Source organism: Kitasatospora sp. NPDC092286 (assembly GCF_044755565.1).
Lineage (GTDB): Bacteria > Actinomycetota > Actinomycetes > Streptomycetales > Streptomycetaceae > Kitasatospora.
The window spans coordinates 136,882-160,481 of record NZ_JBIVRD010000018.1 but is presented as its reverse complement, the minus strand read 5'-3'; the positions used below and the strand labels follow the sequence as shown (position 1 = coordinate 160,481).

General features: G+C 72.8%; 18 protein-coding genes and 1 pseudogene. 8 read left to right on the top strand and 11 right to left on the bottom strand.

The window, feature by feature from the left end; all coding sequences use genetic code 11:
• Nucleotides 1-201: 201 nt before the first annotated feature.
• Complete coding sequence (locus ACIQIB_RS20400; RefSeq protein ID WP_400759473.1) at nt 202-1,257, top strand: transposase; 1,056 nt, start codon at nt 202-204, stop codon at nt 1,255-1,257.
• Nucleotides 1,258-1,374: 117 nt separating this feature from the next.
• Here ACIQIB_RS20400 and ACIQIB_RS20395 read toward each other — a convergent pair whose 3' ends face one another.
• The 3 genes from ACIQIB_RS20395 to ACIQIB_RS20385 all read right to left on the bottom strand — a co-directional run bounded on the left by ACIQIB_RS20395 (nt 1,375) and on the right by ACIQIB_RS20385 (nt 4,976).
• Nucleotides 1,375-3,189: a S8 family peptidase gene (locus ACIQIB_RS20395; protein ID WP_400759471.1), complete on the bottom strand. Its 1,815-nt coding sequence runs from the start codon at nt 3,187-3,189 to the stop codon at nt 1,375-1,377.
• A 203-nt stretch (nt 3,190-3,392) separates the two neighbouring features.
• Nucleotides 3,393-4,145 carry an alpha/beta fold hydrolase gene (locus ACIQIB_RS20390; protein WP_363612944.1) on the bottom strand — a complete coding sequence of 251 codons (753 nt, stop codon included), beginning with the start codon at nt 4,143-4,145 and terminating at the stop codon, nt 3,393-3,395.
• Nucleotides 4,146-4,265: 120 nt separating this feature from the next.
• Nucleotides 4,266-4,976, bottom strand: coding sequence for an AAA family ATPase (locus tag ACIQIB_RS20385; RefSeq protein ID WP_400759468.1), 711 nt, complete (start codon nt 4,974-4,976; stop codon nt 4,266-4,268).
• A gap of 209 nt (nt 4,977-5,185) precedes the next feature.
• Here ACIQIB_RS20385 and ACIQIB_RS20380 point away from each other — a divergent pair, with 209 nt between their 5' ends.
• Together ACIQIB_RS20380 and ACIQIB_RS20375 are read left to right on the top strand one after the other, a co-directional pair.
• The gene (locus ACIQIB_RS20380; protein WP_400759465.1) at nt 5,186-6,748 is read left to right on the top strand and encodes an AMP-binding protein; all 1,563 of its coding nucleotides are present in this window, start codon (nt 5,186-5,188) and stop codon (nt 6,746-6,748) included.
• Between the two features lie 198 nt (nt 6,749-6,946).
• Complete coding sequence (locus tag ACIQIB_RS20375; protein WP_363612950.1) at nt 6,947-7,141, top strand: hypothetical protein; 195 nt, start codon at nt 6,947-6,949, stop codon at nt 7,139-7,141.
• Between the two features lie 335 nt (nt 7,142-7,476).
• Here the strand turns inward: ACIQIB_RS20375 and ACIQIB_RS20370 are convergent, their stop codons facing one another.
• From ACIQIB_RS20370 to ACIQIB_RS20355, 4 genes are all read right to left on the bottom strand, one after another.
• The gene (locus tag ACIQIB_RS20370) at nt 7,477-8,052 is read right to left on the bottom strand and encodes a helix-turn-helix domain-containing protein (protein WP_400759463.1); all 576 of its coding nucleotides are present in this window, start codon (nt 8,050-8,052) and stop codon (nt 7,477-7,479) included.
• A gap of 118 nt (nt 8,053-8,170) precedes the next feature.
• The gene (locus ACIQIB_RS20365; protein WP_400759460.1) at nt 8,171-9,175 is read right to left on the bottom strand and encodes an ABC transporter ATP-binding protein; all 1,005 of its coding nucleotides are present in this window, start codon (nt 9,173-9,175) and stop codon (nt 8,171-8,173) included.
• Between the two features lie 100 nt (nt 9,176-9,275).
• Entirely contained in the window at nt 9,276-12,179 is a 2,904-nt protein-coding gene (locus ACIQIB_RS20360) for a hypothetical protein (protein WP_400759459.1), read from the bottom strand.
• The gene (locus tag ACIQIB_RS20355; protein ID WP_400759457.1) at nt 12,176-15,442 is read right to left on the bottom strand and encodes an ABC transporter permease; all 3,267 of its coding nucleotides are present in this window, start codon (nt 15,440-15,442) and stop codon (nt 12,176-12,178) included. The genes ACIQIB_RS20360 and ACIQIB_RS20355 overlap by 4 nt, the downstream gene beginning before the upstream one ends.
• A 338-nt stretch (nt 15,443-15,780) precedes the next feature.
• On the opposite strand from ACIQIB_RS20355, the gene ACIQIB_RS20350 reads away from it, so the two are divergent.
• Entirely contained in the window at nt 15,781-16,491 is a 711-nt protein-coding gene (locus ACIQIB_RS20350) for an ABC transporter ATP-binding protein (RefSeq protein ID WP_400652925.1), read from the top strand.
• A 287-nt stretch (nt 16,492-16,778) separates the two neighbouring features.
• On the opposite strand, the gene ACIQIB_RS20345 is transcribed toward ACIQIB_RS20350, so the two are convergent.
• The 4 genes from ACIQIB_RS20345 to ACIQIB_RS20330 form a co-directional block, all read right to left on the bottom strand.
• Nucleotides 16,779-17,054 carry a hypothetical protein gene (locus ACIQIB_RS20345; protein WP_363612962.1) on the bottom strand — a complete coding sequence of 92 codons (276 nt, stop codon included), beginning with the start codon at nt 17,052-17,054 and terminating at the stop codon, nt 16,779-16,781.
• A 140-nt stretch (nt 17,055-17,194) separates the two neighbouring features.
• The gene (locus ACIQIB_RS20340; protein ID WP_400759455.1) at nt 17,195-18,823 is read right to left on the bottom strand and encodes an FAD-binding oxidoreductase; all 1,629 of its coding nucleotides are present in this window, start codon (nt 18,821-18,823) and stop codon (nt 17,195-17,197) included.
• A gap of 364 nt (nt 18,824-19,187) precedes the next feature.
• Nucleotides 19,188-19,691, bottom strand: coding sequence for a hypothetical protein (locus ACIQIB_RS20335; RefSeq protein ID WP_363612966.1), 504 nt, complete (start codon nt 19,689-19,691; stop codon nt 19,188-19,190).
• Nucleotides 19,688-20,599 (bottom strand): class I SAM-dependent methyltransferase, encoded by a 912-nt coding sequence (locus ACIQIB_RS20330; protein WP_400759452.1) that lies wholly within the window; start codon nt 20,597-20,599, stop codon nt 19,688-19,690. Before ACIQIB_RS20330 ends, ACIQIB_RS20335 begins: the two co-directional genes overlap by 4 nt.
• 42 nt (nt 20,600-20,641) lie before the next feature.
• Here ACIQIB_RS20330 and ACIQIB_RS20325 point away from each other — a divergent pair.
• The 4 genes and pseudogenes from ACIQIB_RS20325 to ACIQIB_RS20310 form a co-directional block, all read left to right on the top strand.
• Nucleotides 20,642-21,064: pseudogene (locus ACIQIB_RS20325) on the top strand (FAD-dependent monooxygenase); the annotation flags it as partial.
• Nucleotides 21,065-21,201: 137 nt separating this feature from the next.
• Complete coding sequence (locus ACIQIB_RS20320) at nt 21,202-21,720, top strand: MarR family transcriptional regulator (protein ID WP_363612970.1); 519 nt, start codon at nt 21,202-21,204, stop codon at nt 21,718-21,720.
• Nucleotides 21,721-21,846: 126 nt separating this feature from the next.
• Nucleotides 21,847-22,326, top strand: a complete 480-nt coding sequence (locus ACIQIB_RS20315; RefSeq protein WP_400652916.1) for a hypothetical protein — start codon at nt 21,847-21,849, stop codon at nt 22,324-22,326.
• Between the two features lie 77 nt (nt 22,327-22,403).
• Nucleotides 22,404-23,270, top strand: coding sequence for an NmrA family NAD(P)-binding protein (locus tag ACIQIB_RS20310; protein WP_400759449.1), 867 nt, complete (start codon nt 22,404-22,406; stop codon nt 23,268-23,270).
• The last annotated feature ends 330 nt before the right edge of the window (nt 23,271-23,600 follow it).

Here is a 23,600-nt window from a genome sequence, read left to right as displayed (position 1 = left end):
TTCACCAAGAAGCAGTAGCCGACCGAACCCCCGCAGCCAGCAGCCCTCTCCCCAACCTCAACTCGAAACGGACATCAACTCTCGAACCGCCCTCTGATGTCCTGACCTGGCGCAACGGCATGGTTGGCAGAGGGAAGGCTCGACCGAGCACCGGGGTCCAGCAGGGTCTACTCAGGGCGCTGATCGCGCGCCACGCATACGTTGCCGCCTGCACCGCCTCTTACTCCCGCTGGTTCGGCCCGTTGGACCTCGGGTGCCCCGGCGGCACCTGTTGAAGCGACGGCTGATCGTTTCATAGCCGGGCCCGCCAGCGCCAGATCGACGGTCACACGGCTGATCGACTGGCCAGTCGTTGTCACACCGATTGCGACAGACCCCGTTTATCCGTACCCGGCTGAGCACTTCAACGAGTACGCGGACACCAGCCCTCCGGCGCGTCCAGGAGCGAGGCCCTGGCCGCGACTTGTCAGGGAGGCGACCCGAGCCTGCGATCACAAGCTACCGACGCCCCCACCCCAGTCCCTACGGACACTCCGCCCACGCCCACCAGGCCACCCGATCAGTGGCTCCCAACGGCGTCTGGCGCTGGACATGCTCGACGAGCTCGCGGGCACGGGGCTGCGGCCCGCCGTGCTGGTCGCGGACACCGCCTACGGCGCCAACGCCGACTTCCGTCACGGCCTGGAGGACCGCTTCCTGGCCTACGTACTGCAGGCCAAGGGCGAGATGACCGCCCACAGCGAGGACGCCGAACCGTACCGGCCGCCCTACGGAGGCCTCGGTCCGCGGCCACTGCCACGCCACCGCTCCCGCCCGGTCTCCCCGCGCGAACACGTTCTGGCCGCCGGACGCCGGGCCGGGCGGAGCGTGACCTGGCGCAAGGGCTCCAAAGCCGCGATGAGCTCGCACTTCGTCCTCCTGCGCATCCGGCCCGCCGGGCGGCGTCCCAGGCCGGCCCACGACGGCACGATCCCCCTCACCTGGCTGATCGCCCAGCGGCCGGAGAACGAGGCGGAACCGGTCAGGTACTGGATCTCGAACCTGCCCGCCGACATCCCCGCCAAGGACCTGGTCCGGCTGGCGAAGTCACGCTGGCGGATCGAACACGACTACCGCGAGCTGAAGACCCGCCTGGGCCTGGACCACTTCGAAGGCCGCTCCTGCATCGGCCGGCACCGCCACGTCACCCTCGTCAGCGCCGCCCACCTGTTCCTCACCGAACAGCGGGCCCTCCCCAAAGCCCTGGCCAGGGCCTGACCTTCTACCAGGCCCTGGACCTCCTCCAACACCTCATCGCCACCTGGACCGGCACCTGCCCCACATGCCGACAACCCATCCCATGGCAGACCTACGACACCACCTGACAAAGCACTACTAGAAGGTGAGGTTCCAGGCGTCGATCGTGCCGGCGTCACCCGAGGCGCCGTCGCGCACCCGCAGCTTCCAGATGCCGGCCGCCACGCTCGCGGAGGCGTTCACGGTGTACGTCCTGGCGACGTTGGCGGCGCTGTCGCCGTTCGGGAAGTCCTCCAGGAGGTAGACGGTGCCGTTGGGGGCGACCAGGGAGATCACCAGGTCGCCGCGGTAGGTGTGCTTGATGTCCACGCCGACCTTGAGGGCCGCGGGGGCGTTGCCGCTGACGCCCGACACCGTGATCGGGCTCTCCACCGTGGTGTTGTCGCCGATCGCGACGTCGTTCAGGTTCTCGAAGTAGGCGCCGGGCGTCGGAGTACTGCCGCCGACCGCCTTCAACGCGTCCACCTGGCCCTCGCCGAAGAACGCGTTGTTCGCGGTGGTGCCGGTGCAACGGCTGTCGGAGACCGGGCAGGCCACATCGGCGGCCTGGGCGGCGAGGCGGGCCCGGATGTCGGCCGGGGTGAGGGCCGGGTTGGTGCTCGCGATCAGCGCGGCGACGCCGGTGACGTGCGGTGAGGCCATCGAGGTGCCGCTCTTGGTCCCGTAACGGCCGCCGGGCAGCGTGGAGTAGACGCCGTTGGCACCGTCCCCGCCGGGTGCCGCGATGTCGATGACGCCCTTGCCGTAGTTCGAGTAGGAGGCCTTGACGCTGCCGCTGCCCATCGCGGCGACGGTCACCACGCCCGGGAATTCGGTCGGGATGTCCAGGCAGGCGTTGGTGATGGTCCGGGTGACCGGGGCCGAGTCGTTGGGGCTCGTGGTGTCGGTGGTCTTGTTGGCGAGGTCGTAGTTGGAGTTCCCGGCCGCCGCGACCTGCAGCGAGCCCTTGCCCTCGGCGTACTCCTGGGCGCGCCTGACGCCCTCGATGATGGCCGCCTGGTCGGGGTCGTTCGGGCAGTTGAAGGCCCACGGGTCGGTGTAGTAGCTGTTGTTGGTCACCTTGAAGCCGTGGTCACCGGCCCAGACGAAGCCGCAGACGGTGTTCTCGGCGAAGAACAGGGTGCTGCTCGGTTCGGCTATCCGCACCGACGCGATCTTCACGCCCGGTGCGACGCCGACGACGCCCTTGCCGTTCTTCGCCGCCGCTATGGTGCCCGCGACGTGTGTGCCGTGGGTGTCGACGTCCCGCCAGGCCCCGGTACGGGTGTCCGGCTTCCCGTACGCGCAGGACACCGAGTCGGCCGCGTCGAAGTTTGGCGCGAGGTCCTGGTGCTGGTCGTCCACGCCGGTGTCCAGCACCCCGACCTTGACGGTGGGCGAACCGGTCGTCACGGCCCACGCCCGGTCGGCCTTGATCTGGGTCATGTCCCAGCGGTTGGACTCGGTGAGCGTGGTCGTCGCCTGCGCGGGGTTGGCGGGCAGCGCCGGGTTGTAGGCGTCCGCCGGAACGTCGGAGGTCCGGGTCGCTCCGACCTGCTGGATGCCGGCGACAGCGCGCAGGGTGACGGCGAACGAGGCGGACGCCGAGTGGGCGACGACCACGCCGATCGCGTCGTAACTCGCGAAGACCGTGCCGCCGTTGGCGGTGACCGCGGCCTTGGCGGCGGTGGTGTCGCCCGGCGCGCCGATGACCAGGTAGGCCCGGGTCCCCGCCACCCAGCCGGCGGCGGCGCCCGGAGCGGTGACCGCGGAGGCGACGACAGCGCCCTTGGAACCGCCGGGAGTTGTGGGGGCGGCGGTGGCGAGCGACCCGGGAGCGGCCAGCGCCACGGCGGTGAGGAAGGCGAGCGCGGCGACCGGTCGGCCGAGCCGCCGGGATATCAGGGGTGACATGTGCGTCCTCCGATCAACCCGTGCGCGAGGGGGTACGCACGGGGTTGAACGCAACATGCCAGAACGCGGCACACTTGGGGAAGGCTTTACGCGCGACCGCTTGTCACAAACGTGTCAACTTTCGATGTCGGCCGGGGCCGACCACCCCGGCCGGCCCCGGCCCCGGCGCCGGCCCCCGGCTCCCCGCCCTCCCCGAGACCCGGTCAGCCGCCGAGGTGGGCGGCCAGCACGTCCAGCACGGCGGGCCGCTGGTCGGCCAGGTAGAAGTGACCGCCGGGGAAGACCTTCAGGTCGAAGGCGGCGGTGGTGTGCCGGGCCCAGTCACGGACCTCGTCGAGGGTGGCCCGCGGATCCGCGTCCCCGACCAGGGCGGTGATCGGCTGCGGCACCACGGCGTCCGGCGCGCACCGGTACGTCTCGATGGCGGTGTAGTCGCTGCGCAGCGACGGCAGGATGATCAGACGCAACTCCGGGTCGGCCAGCACCCGTTCGTCGGTGCCGCCCAGCCTGGCCAGCTCCGCGAGCAGTTCGGCGTCCGGCAGCCGGTGGACGGCCGAGTCCCGGGGCCGGGAGGGAGCACGACCGCCGGAGACGACGAGCCGAACCGGTCCCGGCGCACCGTCGCGGGCGAAGCAGCGGGCGACCTCGAAGGCGACGGCCGCGCCCATGCTGTGCCCGAAGAACGTCAGCGGCCGGTCCGCCCAGGGCAGCAGTGCCTCGTACACCCGCTCCGCCAGGACGTCCACCGAGTCGATCCCCGGCTCGCCGAACCGGTTCTGCCGGCCGGGGTACTGGACGGCGAGCACATCGGCGTACGGCGAGAGCGCGGCGGAGTAGTCGAGGAAGTAGCTCGCCGACCCGCCCGCGTGCGGAAAGCAGACGAGCCGGGCGGGCGCGGTGTCGACAGGATGGAAGCGGCGGAACCAGGGGCTCTCGGTGGTGATGCTGCCGGGCATGCGGGACAACCTCTCTGCGTGCGGATCAGCTTCGCGTGTCACTCCTGCCCCAGTCTCCCCCGTACGGAACCCCGGCCCGTCACGGGCGTCGACCGGGCCCACCGGTGGGCCGACGCCGCCTCACCCGTCCTGCGGGGCCGGGCCGAACCGGATGGCGACGGCACGTTCGCGGGAGACGCGGTCGAGCAGGAGGACGGAGACGGCCTCCGGCGCGGGTGCGGGGGCGGCGCCGCGAGCGTGCCGGGTGAACGCCGCCAGGAGGCGGTCGAGCCCTCGGCGATGGCGGGCGAAGGCCCGGCGCGAGGCCCAGCGACCGCGCTCCCGCTGGCCGGCGAGGGCGGTCTCGGCGCCGACGTCGAGCAGGACGAGGTGCAGCGTCCGCCCCTGCCGGGCGGCCGTACGGGAGAGCCAGCGGCGCATCCACGCTCGGCTGCCGCAGTCGTGGACCAGCAGCGGCCCGCCCCGCCGGACGGTGGCGCGCAGCAGGCGGAAGTGCTCCAGGCGGGCCCACGGCCGGTAGACCGCGTACGGCAGGCGGGCGGGCATCACCGCCTCACAGGCCTCGTGGACGGCGCGCGGGTCGACGGTGGCCGCCTCGGGAGCCTGGGCGGACCAACGGTGCAGCAGGGTGCTCTTGCCGCTGCCGGGGAGGCCCGAGACGACCACGACGGCGTCCGCCGGGTAGTGGGCGGTGAACGGCGCCCCGGCAGCGCCCCGCAGGTCGACCAGGCCTCGCGGCTCCATCCCGGCCTGCGCCCCCTGTTCCGCGCCCCGCGCCTGCGCGCCCTGGCGTACCGCGGTCTGCCCGCCCCGCGTGGTCGGCCTGTCCATTGTGCTCACTCATCCCCGTCCGTGCCCGACCCGGAACGATAACAACTGCCGCCGGACCGGGGAGCAGCCGGTCCGGACCCCGCCACCGAGTGCCCTAGGGTGGGCGCCGATGTGATGGACCGTCAGAATTTGGCGTTCGGGCAATGGCGTCGGCATCGGTGCGGGAGCCGGAGTCGGCATGGCGTATCGGGATCGGTGGAGGGCGTGACGTGACGGGGACGCTGGGAACGGCCGGGCCGGACGCGGGCGCGGGATCCGGGGCGGCGACGCTCACCGGAATGGTGCTGGAGGGACTGGCGCGGGATCCGGGGCGGGTGGCGATCCGGTACGGGGAGCGGGCACTGACGGCGCAGGAGTGTCTGGACGACGTGTACCGGACGGCGCGGGCGCTGCTCGCCGTCGGCCTCGGGCCCGGTGACGGGGTGACGGTCCTGTCCGGGAACCGGCCGGAAGCGGTGCTGGTGCGGCTGGCGGCGAACCAGATCGGCTGCCGGGTGGCGATGCTGTACACGGACCGCCCGGTGGCGGACCAGGTCGCGATGGCCGAGGAGGCGCAGACGGCCGCGCTGGTCTTCGACCCGGACCGGTTCGGCGCGGCGGCGGGCCGGATCGCCGGGGCGCTGCCCGGGGCGGTCCTGCTGGCGCTGGGCCCGACCCCGCTCGGGGAGGATCTGCTGGGGCTGGCGGCGCCGCTCTCGCCGGCGCCGCTGGCGCCCGGATACCGGCCGGGCGACGTCATGGCGGTGCGGTTCACCGGCGGTTCGACCGGGCGGCCGAAGGGCGTGCTGCGCCACTTCGCCCGTCCGCCCCGGCCGCCGCTGGTGGCCGCGTCCGCCTTCCTGCTCTGCACGGCGCTCTGCCACGGGGGCGGCACCACGGCGGATCTGGCGCTGGCGGCGGGCGGCTCGGTGGTGCTGCAGGACGGGTTCGCGGCGGGGGCGGTACTGGCGGCGGTCGAGCGGTACCGGGTGTCGCGGGCGTACCTGCCGCCGCATCTGCTCTACCAGGTGCTGGACCACCCCGGGCTGGGCCGGACCGACCTCGGCAGTCTGCGCCGGGTCACGTACACCGGCTGCCTGCCGTCGCCGGAGCGGCTGGCGGAGGCGACCCGCCGGATCGGGCGGGTGCTGCACCAGACGTACAGCCTGACGGAGTGCGGGCCGGTCACCCGGCTCACGCCGGACGAACATCTCGCCCCGGGGCTGCTGACCACCGCCGGACGCCCCTTCCCGGACACCGAGGTACGGATCCTGGACGAGGAGGACCGGCCGCTGCCGCCCGGCCGGACCGGGGAGATCTGCGCACGGACTCCGACGGCGATGTCGGGGTACTGGCGCAATCCGGAGCTGACGGCGCGGGTGCTGCGAAACGGCTGGCTGCACACCGGCGACCTGGGCTTCCTGGACGCGGCCGGGTATCTGACGGTGACCGGTCGACGGGAGGCGATGGCGGTCGTGGACGCGCACAACGTGTTTCCCCGGGATGTCGAGCAGCCGCTGCTGGCGCACCCTCGGGTGCGCCAGGCGGTGATGTTCTCCACCACCGGCCGGGACCGGCTGGAGCGGGTGCACGCGGCCGTGACCACGGAGCCCGGGGCGACGGTCACGGCGGCCGAGTTGCACCGGTGGGTGCTCGAACGCAGCGGGCCGCTCTGTGATCCGTCGACGATCCTGGTCCTGCCGGGCATTCCGTTGAGCGAGACCGGGAAGCCGGACCTCGCGGCGTTGCGGGCGCAGGTCGGAGGCGCGGCGACGGCGGGCGACAAGCCCTAGAGAACCGGCGGCCGCCGGCGGGCACCTCAGGGGCGCGCGGTGAGGCTTCGCGCGCCTCTGGCGCTTCGCCCGCCCGCGTGCGCGCTCCCCCGTGCGGCGGGCGTTCCGCGGAGCCGTCCGTGGACACTCGACCGTGCGGGCCGGTCTGCCGATATTCCCGGCGACGCTCCCTTGCACCGCCCCCGGGAGGCGCCCTCCGTGACCTGGCTTCGCGTCCTGACCGCGCTCGGCATCCTCGCCGTGGCGGCCGGCGCCCTGCTCGTCTTCGCCCTCTGCACCGCCGCGGCGAGGGGCGACCGCCGTGACCGCGGCGACCGGGGCGCGCCCCGGGACGACTTCCGGGAGGAGGCCGAGCACAGCGGACTGATCCAGCGTACGGGCGACGGTAGTTGACGGCTCGACGCAAGAACACAAGGTGTCCTGAAGTAGACAACGTCTCCTCACGTGCTTCGGCGTGCGGCACCGGCGACGCCGCACGCCCTGCGGCGCACCGCTCCCCGGCGTTCCCGCACGAAGGAGGGATCTCCACGCCCAAGCGCGGCCAGGCCTCCTTCGGCTACTACGCACGACGCGCCCGGTTCGCGGCGGGCTCCCCGCCACGGTCAAGGCCGGCCTCGCGCTGCGCGGTCTGGACGTCGGCGAGCCGCGCCACCCGCTGCTGCCACTGGACCGGGACCGGGCCGGTCTCCTGGCCGGCCTGCTGCCGACGACCGCACGCTGACGGGCGGTCAGGGCAGCGTCGGCACCCGGTCCGCCGGGCCGGCCGGATCGTCGTGGATCACCACCAGGATCGCGGCCGGCTCGGCGCCGGTGCTCCGGCAGCGGTGCGGGAGCGCCGAGTCGAAGTAGACGCTGTCGCCCGGGCCGAGCCGGACGGTCCGTTCGGGTAACCCCAGCTCGGCCGTCCCGGCATGGACGAAGAAGAACTCCTCACCCGCATGGGACTTGAACGGCGAGTCGGCCGGCTCGATCCGCGGGTACATCATGAACGGCACCATCCGCTTGCCGCTGAGGCCGGTCGCGATGCCCTCGTAGTGCGGGGCGCCGGGGCCGGCCCCGCCCGCCATCGGTGTCCGTTCGCCGGCCCGGACCACGGTGACCAACTCGGGCTCCACCTCGTCCGAGAACAGCCGGCTGACATCGACGTTCAACGCGTGCGCGAGCTTCAGCGCGGTCGAGATCGACGGGTCGCTGAGACCGCGCTCCACCTTGGAGAGGTAGCTCTTGGTCACCCCGACCCGCGCCGCCAGCGCCTCCAGGCTGAGCCGGTTCTGCTTCCTCAGCACCCTCACTCGGCTGCTCATGCGGCACCTCTCACCCGGAACGTCGGCCTCAGCATCCCATCGCCACCCGCCCCGAGGATGCCCAGGGCCGTCCGCCCGCCGCATCAGTGCCGCACGCCCGTACCGGCGGCTGCCCGTCTCAGTGCCCGTCCGCTCCGTGGCCGGCCAGGTCGTCCGGGCTGACGGCGATGTGGTCGGCGGCCAGATCGACGGCGACCCGGTGCTCCATGCCGAGCGCCTCCAGGAACTTGACCGGCAGCTGCACCCGGCCGGTGCGGTCCAGCATCACGTACTCGCGCTCGTTGATCGACTCCTCGCCGTGTTCGTCGGTGATGGTGCGGCGCAGCACCTCGCTGCTGGTCCGGCCGTCCCGGATGGCGACCGTGCGACGCACCTCACCCGCCACCATCGGGTCGTGGGTGACGATGACGACGGTGGTGCCGAGTTCACGGTTGACGGTGCGGAACGCCTCGAAGATGGTGGCCGCGGTCTCCGAGTCGAGCTCGCCGGTCGGCTCGTCGGCGAGCAGGACGGGCGGGTTGTTGGCCATCGCCACGGCGATGGCGACCCGCTGCTGCTGTCCGCCGGAGAGCTCGGCGGGGCGGCGGTGGGCGAGCTGGCCGATCTCCAGCGCCTCCAGCAGCTCCGCCACCCGGGCGGCCTGCTGCTTCGCCCCGCCCGGCCCGCCCCGGCGGCCGCGCAGTTGCATCGGCAGCGCGACGTTCTCGGCGGCGGTGAGGAAGGGCATCAGGTTGCGGGCGGTCTGCTGCCAGATGAAGCCGACCACCTCACGGCGGTAGCGCAGGCGTTCACGGGGGGACATGTCCAGCAGCTCGCAGCCGGCCACGGCCGCGCTGCCGGCGGTCGGGACGTCGAGCCCGGCCAGAATGGTGAGCAGGGTCGACTTGCCGCTGCCGGAGGCACCGACCAGAGCCACCAGGTCGCCCTGCCGGATGGTCAGCTCCAGCCCCTGGAGCGCCTGCACCTCGATTCCCTCGGCGCTGAAGATACGGACCAGACGGTCGCAGACGATGGCCGCGCCCGCGCCGTACGCCTTCGGTGCCGCGGCGGCGCGTGCCTGGTCCTGGAGCTCCTGAAAGGTGGGGGTCTGGCCGTCCGGCCGGGTCTGGGGGGCGCTGTTCACCACTGGTCTCCTGTCACCGCTGCGCCTGGGCGCGCTCCTGGTCGCGGTTGCCGCGAGCTGATTCCCGTACCGTCCGGGTATGGCGTCTCTGGGGTGGTGGTCACCGCTGGTCCCCCGCCCGCAGTTCGGTGGTGATCTGGCGCCGGCCGGAGACGAACGCCTCGGCCAGTACGCCGACGGACACCAGGGCGGCCAGGCCGAGTGTCTGCACCAGAACGGGCATCACGGTGAGCCGCAGGCCGACCGGGACGTCCGCGCCGATCAGCACCGACAGATCGAACGCCGACCCGAGCAGGGCGACCGCGGCCAGGGCGACCAGTCCGCCGCCGAAGGCGGCGACCAGGGTCTGCGGCAGTGTCTCGGCGACGATCAACGCCAGACCCTGCCGGGGCCGCAGGCCCATGGTGCGCAGCCTGGCGAGCAGGGCGACGCGTTCGGGGGCGGCGCGAAGCAGCGTCAGCAGCACGGCGAGGAGGGCGAAGGCGGCGGCGCCGATCACGGCGACCCAGAACAGCCGGCTCGCCGAGCGCTGGAGCGGGTCGGCGGCGAGTTCGGCGGCCACGGTCGCGCTGGTCTTCACCAGGTAGCCGTTGGGTACGGCGTCGGGGTCGGCGCTCGCGGGGGCCGGGGCGGACGCGGAGGACGCCGACGTGGACGCCGGGGCCGGCGCGGACGACGCGGGCACCGACGGCTTGGCAGAACCGGAGGTGGGCGACGAGGCAGGCGCCACCGCCTGGGACCAGTCCGCCGCGGCCGCGGCGCCCTCCTTGATCGAGGCCGCCAGCGTGCGCACCAGTCCCTTCAGCTGCCGCTCGTCCACGTCGCCCGTGGCGAGCCAGACATTCAGGTGGCCGAGTTCGGGAACCCGTGCGACCGCCGGTCCGGCCGGCAGCACGACGAACCGTCGGCCCAGGCCCGGGAGCGCGGGCGTGCCGTCGACCGTTCCTGCCGCGGTGGTGACGAGTTCGCCACCGTTGGGCAGGCGCAGACGGTGGTTACCGTCCATGCCCTTCTTCGCGAGTTCGGTGCTGAAGAGGGCCGGAACGGGCGAGTCGGCGCCGCCGGTTCCGCCCGCGAGCACGGCCGGGTCGAACTCGCCGCGCCCGACGGTGCGGGACAGCTCGGCGTACGCCTCGGGCTCGACGACCACCACGGTGGTCCGGGTGGACCCGTCACCGGTACCAAGGAGGAAGCCCTCGGACTCGGTGTAGGCGGGCACGGCCGTCCGCACTCCGGGCAGCGCGGCCGCCGCCGCAAGGAAGCCGGGCGACAGGTTGACGCCGATCGGTACGGCGAGGGAGGCGTCGCCGCCGGTGGCGATCCGGGCGGAACGCAGCCGTCCGCTGTCGATCGTGTCCAGCACGGTGGCCCCGAAGCCCGCGGTGGTGACCGCGAGCAGCAGCGCGAGCAGCGGCAGCATCGGGGGGCCCGTGCGGCCGCCGGTGCCACGGGCGGCGCGGGCCAGACCGAGGAATCCGACGAGCCCGGGGCGACGGCCGGCCAGCCGGGCGAGCGCTCCGACCAGCAGCGGCTGGAGCCGGGCGAGCAGCAGTCCGCCGGTCAGGGCGAGCAGGAGCGGAGCGGCGACCAGCAGCGGGTCCAGGCCCTCCCCGGGCGGGGCGACCCCGTGTCGCCGGACCGCCAGCACGGCCGCGACGGTGACGGCCAGGACGGCGGACTCGGCGACCAGCCGGCGCCGTCCTCCGAGGGCACGCGGCGCGGACCAGAGCACGGACGCGCGGACCGGGAAGCTCAGCAGGGCGAGCAGGGTGGTGGCGAGGCCCGCGAGGACGGCGCCGGTCCAGCGCGGGGTGGGAAACAGTACGAGGGCGAGCGCCGTCGCGACCGCCGCGGCGGGCAGGAGGACCACCGCGCCCTCACCGAGCAGGCGCAGCAGCACACCTCCGCGCGATCCGCCGCGGGCCTGGAGCAGCCGTAGTTCGGCGGCGCGCCGGTCGGCGGTGAGAGCGGCGGCCAGGCAGAGCACCACGGCGGCGACTCCGGCCAGGCCGGCCGGGCCGATCGCGGCGACCGGAGCGGCGGCGGCCTGCTGGGCGGTGGCCTGCTTGAACAGCTGGGGCAACGTGGAGTTGATGGCCAGGTCCTGTCGGCCGGTGTAGACGGCCAGCCCCACGCCGGTGGGGCCGGCCAGGAAGGAGGCGACCTCCGCGTTGGTCTCGGGCAGCAGATCGGCGCGCAGGGCGGCGGTGTCGACGGGCATCCGCCAGAAGTCCACCGCTCCGTACCCCCACACCTCGATCCGGGACAGAGCGTCACCGCCGACGACACCGGCGGTCTGCCAGCCGCCCTTGGTGGACAGGCAGGCGGCTTCGGCGCAGGACAGATCGGTCCAGTAGGGGTCGTGCAGGTCGTTGGGGGTGTACAGGCCGACCAGCTCGGCCTGGGGTTCCTCGGGGCCGCCGGTCTCGAGGATGTCGCCGAGCTTGGCGCCGATCGTGGCGGCGGCGTTGGTGCTGAGTGCGATCGGGACCGGTCCGGTCTCGGTGCCCCCGCCGGGCCATCGGCCCGACGCCAGGGTGGCGTGCTCGGTGAGGCCGTTCAGATAGAGCAGGTTGAGCTTGGTCGCCGCCTCGTCGATCTTGGCGAGTCCGGGATTGACCAGCGGGCGTGTCGTGTTGCTGCGCACGCCGTAGACCAGGCCGCTCGACTCGTAGTGAAACGTCTTTCCCGTGCGGGCGGCCAGCTTCACCGCCACCTGGTCGAGGTCCGCCGTGCCGAAACGGTGGTTCGAGGTGGCGACCATGCTGGTCCAGCCCGGGCCGCGGCTGCGCAGCAACTCGCGCAGCGCGTCGTCGTTCCCCCGGTCGAGCACTCGTGGGAACGCGACGGCCAGAAAAACGGTGCCGAAGGCGAGCGCCGCCATGAGCAGTGCGGCGAGCGGCGCCGAACGCAGCCGGGTGCGCACCCAGGGCGCGGGGCGGTAGTCGGTCTTCGGGTGGGCGTCGGCGGGGGCGGGCGCGCCGGTACCGGCCGGGCTGGTCACATCTCCTCCACGTGCCGCAGCCGGGCGGCCACGTCTCGACGACGGCGTCCGCTGACGAAGGCCGACAACAGGGGAACGGCGGTGATCGCGCCCGCGAGCAGCACGGCCCAGCCGAACGGCAGGTCGACCAGGACTTCGGGCACCGGCCTGCGGGCCGCGGGGGTGAGCACCACGAGCGGGACGATCAGCTGGACGATCAGGGCGCCGAGGCCGAGGCCGACGACGCTTCCGAGTCCCACCAGCAGGGCCTGTTCGGCGGCGGCCGTCCGTCGCAGCCACCGCCGGGGTGTGCCGATGGCGAGCAGCACCGCGAACTCGCCGGAGCGCTCGCGGGCGGAGGCGGCCGAGGCGGCGGCGTAGCCGATCGAGGCGAGGACGGCGGTGACCAGGGCGATGGCGGCGAGCGCGCTCTGCGGGGCGGCGCTGAGCGGGTCGCTGAGCAGATCGTCGGCCACCTCGTCCCGCAGCTGCAGGTTCTGTGCACCGGGGGTGGTCCGCAGCACGGCGGCGGCCTCGCCAGGTGTCCGGTCGTCCGGGCCGGTGGCGGGCAGCCACCACTCGGTGGGTCCCGGTAGTTCCTTGCCCCCGGCGGCGAGGAAGCGGCCGGCGGTGGCGAGGTCGACGGCAAGCGCCGTTGTGCCCGCCACGGGCAGCGCCTCGACCGCGGCGGTGATCTTGACCGGCAGGTCGGCGCTGCCGAGGGGAACGCGGATGGTTTCGCCGACGGCCGAGCCGACGGCGGCCAGATAGGCGTGGGTGGCGACGCCTGGGACCTCCACCGGAGCGGGGGCACCGGCGGGAACGACGGTGACGCGCTGGCTGCGGGCGGACAGGCTGCCCGGCACGTACTCGAGCTTGAACAGCTGCTGGCCGCCGGTCTCCGTGGGCAGGACGGCGGAGAGGGGAGGGCCGTCCTGGACGAAGGCGCTGGCGCTCCAGGTCAGGTCGGCCGGTACGGGAACCACCGTGGCCGGGCCGGTCGCGGTGTCGGCGACGGCGATCCGGCGGACGGTCAGCTTGCCGTGGAGCGCACCGCCGTACTGCGCGTCGAACCCGACGACCACGCCGGACAGGGTGAGCGGCGCTGCGGCGGAGCCGAGCGGGGCGTCGGTGAGCGCGGTGAGGTCCGCGGTGACCTTGGCGTCGCCGTCGGCGGGAACGCCGGACAGCATGATGCGGTAGGTGCTGCCGAAGCGGTCGCGGATCAGCGCCCAGAGCTGCGGGTGTTCGTCCGACGGCTTGCTCGGGCTGATGTTGATGTCGGCCTCGATACGCAGCGGGTGGCCGGGCAGCGGCAGACCGGCCTGTGGCCCGGTGGGCGCGGGCTGGGCGAGCGGGGCGAACACCTCCTGGCGGCTCTTCCCGTCGAGCAGGTCGGAACGGACCGGGACGCGGTCGGCGAACCCGGCGGCGTCCAGGGCGAGCAGGTGCCCGGTGCTGCCGTCGGGCAGCCTCCGCTCCTCGCGGGTCACGGGTATCAGCCGGTCGCCTCCGGGCAGGGAGCCGTAACGGCCGCCCTGTCCCATCGGGGCCGTCTCCGAGGCGGATATCCGCAGGCCGTCGGCGGTGGCGAAGGAGGCCTGGTCGTGCTGGGAGGCGGACCAGGTGCTGTGCTGGCCGAGCGCCAGCACACCGGTGGAGACGGACAGCACCAGCAACAGGACGGGGCCGGTGGCCCGGCCGGGGCGGCGGGCCAGCTGCCAGCCGACCAGGGCTGGTGCCAGACCGCGGCCACGGGCGGCCAGTCGGCTGCCGAGCCGGGCGGCGAACGGCAGCAGCCGCAGTACCAGCAGGGTGCCGGCGCAGAGGGCCAGGGTGGGGGCGGCGATCAGGACGGGGTCGAGACCGAGTCGGCCCGAGGCGTCCGTCGACAGCCCGCCGCTGTACTGGCTGAGCTGCTGGTAGGCGAGGCCCGCCAGGACGAGCAGCGCGAGGTCGGCGCCGGAGCGGACCGCGTTGGTGACGGCCGTCTGGCGCCGTCCCGCGCGGCGCAGCACTGCGCGGCCGGCGCCGCGCAACAGGGCGGGTGTGATGGTGAGCAGGACGCAGGCGAGGGCGCAGGCGGCCGCGAGCGGCCAGAGCGCAGGGCTCACGCCGGTGTCGAGGGGTACCCGGGCGAGCGGCCCGTAGCTGGCGAGGGCGCGCAGCAGGAGCGGAGCGAACAGGGGCGCGAGCAGCGCTGCGGGCAGGGCGAGCAGCAGCGACTCGGTGGCGGTGAAGACACTGAGACGGACGCTGGAGGCACCGCGGGCCGCCAGCAGGGCGTTCTCGCTCTCCTGCCGGGTTGCCATCAGATGGACGACCAGAAGGAGAACCGCGGCCGCGAGCACGCTCAGCTGCAGGGCACCGATCATCAGAGTGGAGCGGGCGACGAGGGCGCTGGACTCCAATTCAGTCAGCAGAGTGGGTAGTTCGCTCTTGATCTGGAGGCCGGTGGTGCCCTTGTACTGGTCGGCGAGGAGAGTGGCCCGGTCACGGAGGGCGGCAGCTTCGGAAGCGCTGATGCCGGCGAGGTCCGGGCTGAGCAGCCAGCTGCGGCCGTCCTGCACGACGCCGGCGGCGGTGAAGGCGCTGTCGTCGACCAACAGCGGACCGTAGGTGGTGAAGCCGCCCGCCTGGATCTCACGCCCGCCCAGAGGATCGAGCCCCCAGTACGGGTCGGCGGTGTCGGTGGCGCGGTAGACGCCGGTGACACGGACGGTGAGCGGCGGGCCGCCGAAGCGGTCGTCGAGCCGGACCTCGGCGGGCAGGGCGTCGGCGGTGAGGCCGAGCCGGGCCAGCGAGGTCTGCGGGACGGCCGTCTGGACATTCCCCTGCCCGGCGGCGGGCCAGTTGCCGGCGACCAGTCGGACGTGCTCGTGGTCGAGGCTGGCGAACAGGGTGAGGTCCGGCTGGCCACCGGTGCCCGACGGCGTCCCGGCGGTGTCGGCCGGCCGGGGGGCGCCGTTGCTCGGGAGTCCGTACGAGCGGCTGCGGGTGAGGCTCTCGGTGTGGACCGGGAAGTCGCCAAAGAGCCTGCCGCCGTAAACGCCGATCGCCTCGTCGTCCTTGGCCCGCCCGTCGAGGCCGTGTTCGCTGGTGACCAGCACGTTGGCCCTGTTGCGGCCGGCCCCTTGCAGCGCCTGGCGCAGGCCCGCTTCGCCGACCGTGCTGTTGAACGCCACCAGCGCGGTGAGCACCGCCGTGGTGATCAGCATGGTGACCAGGACAGCGGCGGCCAACGACAGTCGCCCGCGCAGACGGCGCACGACAAAGCCGAGCATCCCGTTCCTCCCCCTGGTTCGTCCCGGTTCCGCGCGGCTGCCTGTTCCGGACAGATTCCGGCCAGGGATGAACGCCTGTCACTCACCGAGGCAGTGATCACCGGCGCTTGATCACCGGATAGCGGACGATGCTGTCAGATTCACTGCAAGAACGGAAGGGACTTGCGCGAAACATGTAAGTAGTGAGCAAATTCTCGGCATTGACGACGTCAGCCCGCATGACACACCGTCAATACGCCATGGACACATCATGCAATACGCCTGAAACCATCCAGGCATCACACCTCACACCACACCTCGGACCGCAGAGCCGAGGAACACATCCAGGGGGCCGCCGTATGACGCAGCAACCGGTCGGCACCGTCACCGCTCCCATGGTGACCGTCACCGACCTCTGGCACAGTTTCGGCACCGGGGAGCGAACCGTGCACGCGCTGCGTGGCGTCTCGTGCACCATCGGGCGCGGCGAACTCACCGCCCTGAAGGGGCGGTCGGGCTCGGGCAAGACCACCCTGCTCAACCTGGTCGGCGGGCTGGACACCCCGACCAGCGGCACCATCAGCCTGGACGGCACCGACATGGCCGGCCTGGACGAAGACGGAAGGCTCGCGCTGCGCCGGGACCGGATCGGGTTCGTGTTCCAGTCCTTCGGCCTGCTCCCGGTACTCACCGCCGCCGAGAACGTCGGGGTGCCGATGCGGTTGCGGAAGATCCCGGCCGCGCAGCGCGAGGAGCGCGCCCACACCCTGCTGGCGCTGGTCGGCCTCGCGGACCACGCCAACCAGCGCCCGGGCGAGCTGTCCGGCGGGCAGCAGCAGCGCGTCGCCATCGCCCGCGCGCTCGCCAACGAACCGGACCTGATCATCGCGGACGAGCCCACCGGGCAGCTGGACTCCGAGACCGGCCGCTCGATCATGCAGCTGCTGCGCGCGGTCGTCCGCAGCGAGGGCGTCACCGTGCTGGTCGCGACCCACGACCAGAACCTGATCGAGCTGGCCGACCGGGTGGTCGAGCTCCGCGACGGCCGACTCATCGAGGGGGCCTCCTGATCGCGTGACCACGCCGGAGACACCGAGCGGCCTCGGCTGCCGCGGCCCGGCCCGGCCCGGCCCGGTAGGAGCGTGCCCCACCGTCGCAGCCCAACCCCGCGCGGAGCGGCCCCGGGAGGTCACTTCGGCCCTGGCCTGTCCGGCCGACCCGGTCGGTCGGTCGGTCGGTCGACCCAGTCGGTCGGGTCAGTCCGGAGGACGGGCCACGGCCGTACTGCGTCGTGCCGCGCCATGCCCTGCCCTGCCGCACCACACCGCAGATTCGGTCGCGGTCGGGCGGGCCGCGGTCAGCGGGCCCTGAGTGCCGCCTCGCACGCCCGGCACCGCCGAGTCCGCTGCGACGGCGGGTACCAGGGCCGGCCCGGTCCGGTCGGCCGGTACGGCTCCCGTTCGAGGTCACCGGTGTCGATTCCGCAGAATGTGAGTGGCCCCGGGTCCTCCGGTACATCCGGATCGGAGGGCGCCGCGTGCACCCAGCGCACCCGGGCACCCACGTCGACCTCTCCCGCGTCCAGCACCTCCGTGGCCGACTCCAGCTCGACCAGCACGATCACTCCGCTCATACCTCGACCCTGCGCCCCGGCGGCAGTGTCCGCATCCCGGCCGTACCGGATGCGCCGACCCAGCCCGGACTCCCGGCCCCGGCCCCGGCCCCAGCCCCAGCCCCAGCCCCAGCCCCAGCCCCAGCGAAGTATGCGGACGGTCAGGGCTTCGGCAGCGTGATCGACTGCGCGTGATGGAACACCTCCCCCTCGTCCCAGATCTTCTTGGTCCGCTGCAGCCGGGCGTAGTTCTCCTTGTAGTAGAGGCGCTGGTAGGCGGGGTCGGCCTGGCCGGCCAGGCCGAGATCGACGTCCGGGTAGTTGACATAGGCACCATCGGTGTCGGCACCGATCTCCGGGATGCCACCGGTCTCCCGGTAGACGTCCCGGTAAAGGCCCCTGAGGTAGCCCAGGTGGGCGGCGTCATGGGCCGGGTCCGTCCAGTACGTCTGGTACTGCAGCTTCATGATCGAGTCCCGCTGCGGCACGGCGGTGTCCGCAGGCAGCCGGTCGTTCACCTTGCAGCCGTAGGAGTCGATCTGCACCAGCGTCCGCCCGAGGTCGACGCCCGGGACGTCCCTCGTCAGACCTGCCCAGAAGGCCCCGATCTGGGCAGTGGTGAAGGGTCGGCGATGGTAGGCCGACTTGTACTTGCCTCGTTGGTTGTCACCGGATGAGTTGAGCGTCATGGGGGCCTGGAACCACGGCATCTGACGGCGCTTGTCCGGATAGGGCAGGAAAAGTCCTCCGGCGACGTGGGTCTGAACGACCGATCTGGTCCTGATCCCCCTTTCCACGGCGGCCAGGAATTCCTCCAATGGCGCCGGATCGTCCTCGTCCCACTGGCTGAACAGAACGACGTTCCCGTTCGACCGGTGGGTGAGCATGAGAATGGAGAACAACCCCTGATAGACCTGCTCCTCCTTTCCACTGTGCTCCATCAGGAACGCGCCGAAGTTGTCCAGCAGTGTGCGGAAATCCTCAGGGCGGTTCACCAAGTCCTCCCAGGGCCAGGCGACGCTGCTCAGCCAGACCCTCGGCGGCGGCCTTGGGATGTTCCGGGCAAAGTGGTAGCGCAGGACCACCCCGAAGTTCCCGCCACCACCTCCGGTGTGCGCCCAGAAGAGATCCTTCTCCGGCGAGCCCTCGCCGTCGTCCCGGTGGGCCCTGGCCACCTCGACCGTGCCGCCCCGGACGGTCACCACGTCGACCTGGACCAGGTGGTCGACCGTCAACCCGTGCCGCCGGGACAGGACCCCGTACCCGCCCCCGCAGATGTGGCCGCCGGCACCGACCGAGTAGCACGAGCCGGCGGGCAGCGTGACACCGTGCTTGCGGAAGAGGGTGGTGTAGATGTCCCAGTTGGTGGCACCGCCCTCCACGCAGTAACTCGGCCTGCCGAACTTGTCCCTCGCCGCGTGGACGCCGCGCATGGTGCTGAGGTCGAGAATGACGCCCTTGTCATTGTCGACGAACCCCTCGTAACAGTGCCCGCCGCCCCGGATCGTCGGCCGCAGACCGCTGTCGAGCGCCGCCCTCAGCTCCGCCACCGCGTCCGCCTCGTTTCCCACCAGCCGGATGTAGGCGGGCCGGCTGCCCCAGCGCTGGTTGAAGCCCTGACTGAGCGTCTGGTAGCGAGAGTCGTCCGGCAGCACGGACTGCCCCTCGGGCACCGCCGCCACCTCGGCGGCGGCGGTGACGTCCGCCAGGCCCAGCGAGGCGCCGGAAACCCCGACCGTGGCCATTCCGGCGCTGCCGAGGAATCCACGACGGGAGAACTCTTGCCCCATGCCAGGACCCCACTTTCTCGACTCTGAGAAGCTGACGGCCGCACGCTAGCACGGGCGTTTGAGCAAGGGAATCCCTATACGAATTAATGTGACAGTACGTCCTTTTCTTGGAATCTTCCGAAGCGCCTTCCCCGCCGCATTGTCAGTGGCACCGCTTAATGTCCCGTCACCCGGTCGAGCAGAAGCTCGGGACCAGCCACCGAGGAGGAAGCCATGCGGCGTCATACCCGCCGACCCGACCACCCCCTGGGCACCACAGACACCACCGGGCAGGCCCCGAATCCAGCCCCGCCCCCGTACCCGCCGCAGGCTCGACGCCGCTCGGACGTCAGAACCGAGACCGGACACGGCGCCGGAGTGACCGTCAGAGCGGCTCGGTGTACCAGCGGCGGTGGACGACGGGCTCCACCAGAAGAACGGCGACGCCCGCCGTGAGAGCGACCACGGCCGCCGGAAGGCTCTGCCAGGCGGCCGCCACCGCACCGGCGACGACGACCGGCGGGCGCAACAGGGTGAGCGGGCCAAGACCGATGATCATGGCAAGGGTGCTGAGCCGGAACGGTCCGACCAGGTAGCAGGCCAGGCTGCCCAGGACCAGGGCGCTGTACGGCCCGTAGACCACGAGCATTCGCAGGCCCGCCTCGTCGAGTTCGCGGTAGCGGGCCGCCGGGTCGTCCGACCCGAGCAGGACCGCCCCGGCGACGGCGGCCGCCGCGAGCAGGCCGGGCGCGCCGTGAGCGAGACCGCGCAGGGCGGCCCGGCGGTTGCCGGCGGCACGGCGGATCCGGCCGTCGCGCCCGTTGGAGGCGCGGAAGCCGGCGAAGGCCGCGTCGAGGAGGCCGAGGAGGAGAAGCAGGACGGCGCTCACCCGGCGGCTCCGACGAGGCGGCGGGCGTCCCACTCCAGGGCGGCGCTCAGTGGGGCGACGAGTTCGGGAAGCACGCCGAGCACCGGACGCAGGGTCGTGCAGAACGGGTTGCTGTGACCGCGCGGTTCGTAGAGCAGCGGGACGAGGCCTCGGGCGTGGGCGGCGGCACGCAGCAGGGTGGCGTCGTCATGGGCGCGGCGGGCGGACGCCACGCCGTCGTGGCGTCCGAGGGGGTCGCGCATGCGGGCTCGGTGGAACACCCAGGCGCCGATCGGGGCGAGGCCGGTGGCGGCGATGTCGTAGTGGCAGAAGGCGACCGTACCGGGCCGGCCCTGGGCGGCGAAGAAGGCGTCGAGGTCGGCGTCGCGGAAGTGGTGGAGCAGCCCGGTGGAGACGTACACCGTGCCGGGTTCGTCGAGTTGGAAGGCGTCACCGTGGACGAAGCGGCAGGGCAGGTGTTCGGCGCGGGCGAGCCGTTCGGCCTCGGCGACCAGGGCGGCGTTGAGGTCGACGCCGAGCAGTTCGACGTCCGGTCCGAGGACGCCGGTGGCGGCGATCCACCGGACGAGGTAGCCGAGGCCGCAGCCGATGTCGACGATCCGTACCGGTCCCGGCCGGGTCTGGCGGACGGCGTCGAGCAGCGGGCGCAGCAGGGCGGCGAGCCGGTCGCCGAGGCGCAGTTCCTCGCTGAGGCGCTGGAGTTCGGTGTGGACGGCCACCAGTCGGCGGTCGACGGCGGCCGGGTCGAGGATTCCGCCGGCCGCGGGCAGGCCCTCGGCGATCCTGGCCGCGCGGTGCTGCCCGGTTCGCCGCAGCCGCTCGACGACATCGGCACGCCGGACGGGCAGCCGCTCGCGGGTGCGCGGGTCGTGGGCGACGATCAGGTCGGAGATCTCGATCAGTTGCACGGCGGTACGGTACGCCCCTCCTCGAAGCACCGCGCAGCGGGCGCCGCCCGCCCGGAGGCTGTCCTGCACCACGACGTCAACGAACTGGTCACGCCGCCGCCCTCGTTCGCGGTGGGCCGGGTCGCGCTGCTCGGCGACGCGGCACACGCCATGACGCCCCACCTCGGCCAGGGCGCGTGCCAGGCACTGGAGGACGCGGTGACCCTGGCCGCCGCGCTCGGCTCGGCGCCGACGGTGGAGGCGGCTCTCGCGCGTTACGACGCCGAGCGGCGCCCGCACAGCTGAACGGTGGCCCGCGACGCGCGCCGGGCGGGCCGGACGGGACAGCAGCTCGCCCATCCGCTGACCGTCGCCGCGCGCAACGCGGCGATCCGGTTCACCCCACCCGGCGTGATGATCCGTACGGTTCTGCGGCACGCCGACTGGACACCGCCGCGGATCATCCCGAGCACGACCCGCGCCTGACGAGCACGGACAGGCCCCCCTTGGGACTGCACCGGAGCCGCTGTGGTCCGCCCTTGCCGGGGCGGACCACAGCGGCTTCGAACGACACCCATCGCCCAGGCTTGACCGATCAACTGATTAGGCGCCATATTACTCCCATGGAGCAGCACCCGGCCGAAAGCGGCGCACCCACGCTCGACCAAGCACGACGACAGATCGCCCGCTACGGCCTGACGGCCGACCCGCAGGCGGTACTGGTCGCGGTGCGGCTGATGGCGGCGGGCGCCCGGCTCGGCCAGGCCGGAGAGGCACACTTCTCCCGCTTCGGCCTGTCCACCGGCCGCTACCGGCTGCTGGCCGACCTGGAGGACCACAACGGAGAGAAGTCACCCTCCCAGCTGGCGGCCAGTCTCGGCGTCTCGCGGGCGACCGTGACCGGGCTGGTCGACGGACTCGAACGCGAGGGCCTGGTCGCCCGCCGACCGTCCACCGATGACGGCCGGGGCAACGTGGTGATGCTGACGACCCGCGGCGCCCAGCGCCTGCGGGACATGGCACCGGAGCACTTCGAGCGGATGCAGGCCATGGTCGGCGGGCTCTCGGTCGAGGAGCGCACGGTCTTTCTCGGCCTGCTGGCCCGGCTGGTCGAGGGCATGAACGCCCTGACCGCCGACTGACGCCGACCCGGCCCGACCCGGCGGGCCGCCTTGCGCACGACAGGCGGCCCGTCCTTCTCACGGCCCAATAGTTAGCCACCTAAACACCAATACTTAGCCACCTAATCACCTGGCGAGGAGACCCCCATGCCCCGACGGCAGGACACGCTCACCGAAAGCCCCGCCGAAGCCCCCGGCACACCACCCCCCTTCGTGCTCTGGCGCGAGGTCCTGGTCGCCTACGCCATGCCCGCCGTGATGGCCGGGATCGGCGGGATCGCGACCCGCCGACCGGAGCTGATGATCGCGGCCGGCACCACCATCGCCGGCACCTCGGCCGCGGTCGCGGCCCTGGTCGGCTCGCGACTGCGCCGCCGCCCGGCACGCTCCTGGACCGTGCGGGTGCCGCGCATCCTGCTGGCGGCCGGGTTCGGGCTCGGCGCCGCGGCGCTCGGACTGCTGCTCGGCTGGTCCGGCGCGCACTGGCTGCCCGGGATCCCGGCCCTGGCCGCAAGCCCGTGGCCCGGGCGGCTCCGCTTCGACCTGCCGGTGTCGGCGGCGATCGCCGCCACCATGATCACCTGGCGCTGGCGCGGCACCCGCGCACACCGCCGCCGGCAGCACTGACCCCACCGACCGCACCCTCCGGGCCCCTTCCGGATCCGATCCGGATCCATTTCAGCCCCACTCGAAAGGCAGACGACATGATCGTCATCATGGGCGCCACCGGCGCCACCGGCGGCGCCGCACTCCGGAGTCTCGCCGAACTCGGCGTGCCGAGCCGCGCACTCGGCCGCGACCCGGGCCGCCTCGCGGCCGGCCTCACCGACCACACCCGCCGACTGGTCGAGCCGGTGTTCGCCGACGCCGGGGACCAGGGCTCCCTGTGCGAGGCCTTCAAGGGCGCCCGCCAGCTGTTCCTCACCATGGCGAACGGGCCCCAGCAGGTCGAACACGAACTGCGGGCCATCGACCTGGCCGTGGCCGGCGGCGTGCAGCACATCGTCAAGATCTCCGCGCCCGCCGCCGAGCCGGACTCCCCCGTCGCCGTCTCGCGCGGCCACCACCGGATCGAGGAACACCTGGGGGCCTCGGGCGTCACGGCGACGATCCTGCGTCCGTACGCCTTCATGCAGAAGCTGCTGCTCCTGGCACCCGGCATAGCGGCGGCCGGCCTGATGCACGGCGCGATGGGAGACGCCCCGTGCAACTACGTCGACTGCCGGGACATCGGCGACGTGGCCGCCGCCGCACTCACCCGGCCGGAGATCGCCGGCGGGACGTACCACCTGACCGGCGGGCGGGCGTACAGCCACCCGGAACTCGCCGGGCTGCTGAGCCAGCTGCTCGGCCGGCCGGTGCGCTATCTCGACCTGGCACCCGGGGAGCTGCACGCGCACCTCGTCCAGCGGGCCGGCATGCCGGACTGGCTGGCCGCCCATGTCGTGGAGATCCAGCAGCTCGCGGCGGCCAGGCCGGAGGTCCCCGACGACATCGCCACCCGGCTGACCGGCCGCGCCCCGCGCACCCTGGAGGCGTTCCTCCGCGAGCACCTGGACCGGTTCCACTGACCCCTCCGCACACCACGGCGGGCCCGACGAACGGCCGGACAGATCCGAGCACGGCCCCGGAAGGCGGGCCCGACGAACGGCCGGACAGATCCGAGCACGGCCCCGGAAGGCGGGCCCGCCACCCGGAGGGAGCGCGAATCCGGTGTGGCGTGGATCACTGCCGAAAAACCGAACTGACGATCCGTCAATTCTACTGATGAGCCGTCATGTCGACTCAACGGAGGCTCAGTTATTGACTGACAAACAATCAGATTCAGTCATTCCAGAGCAAGTTGGGTGGAGTGTCAGGCAGTACGGCCCTCACCACCCAGGACTAGCATCGGTCGGGTT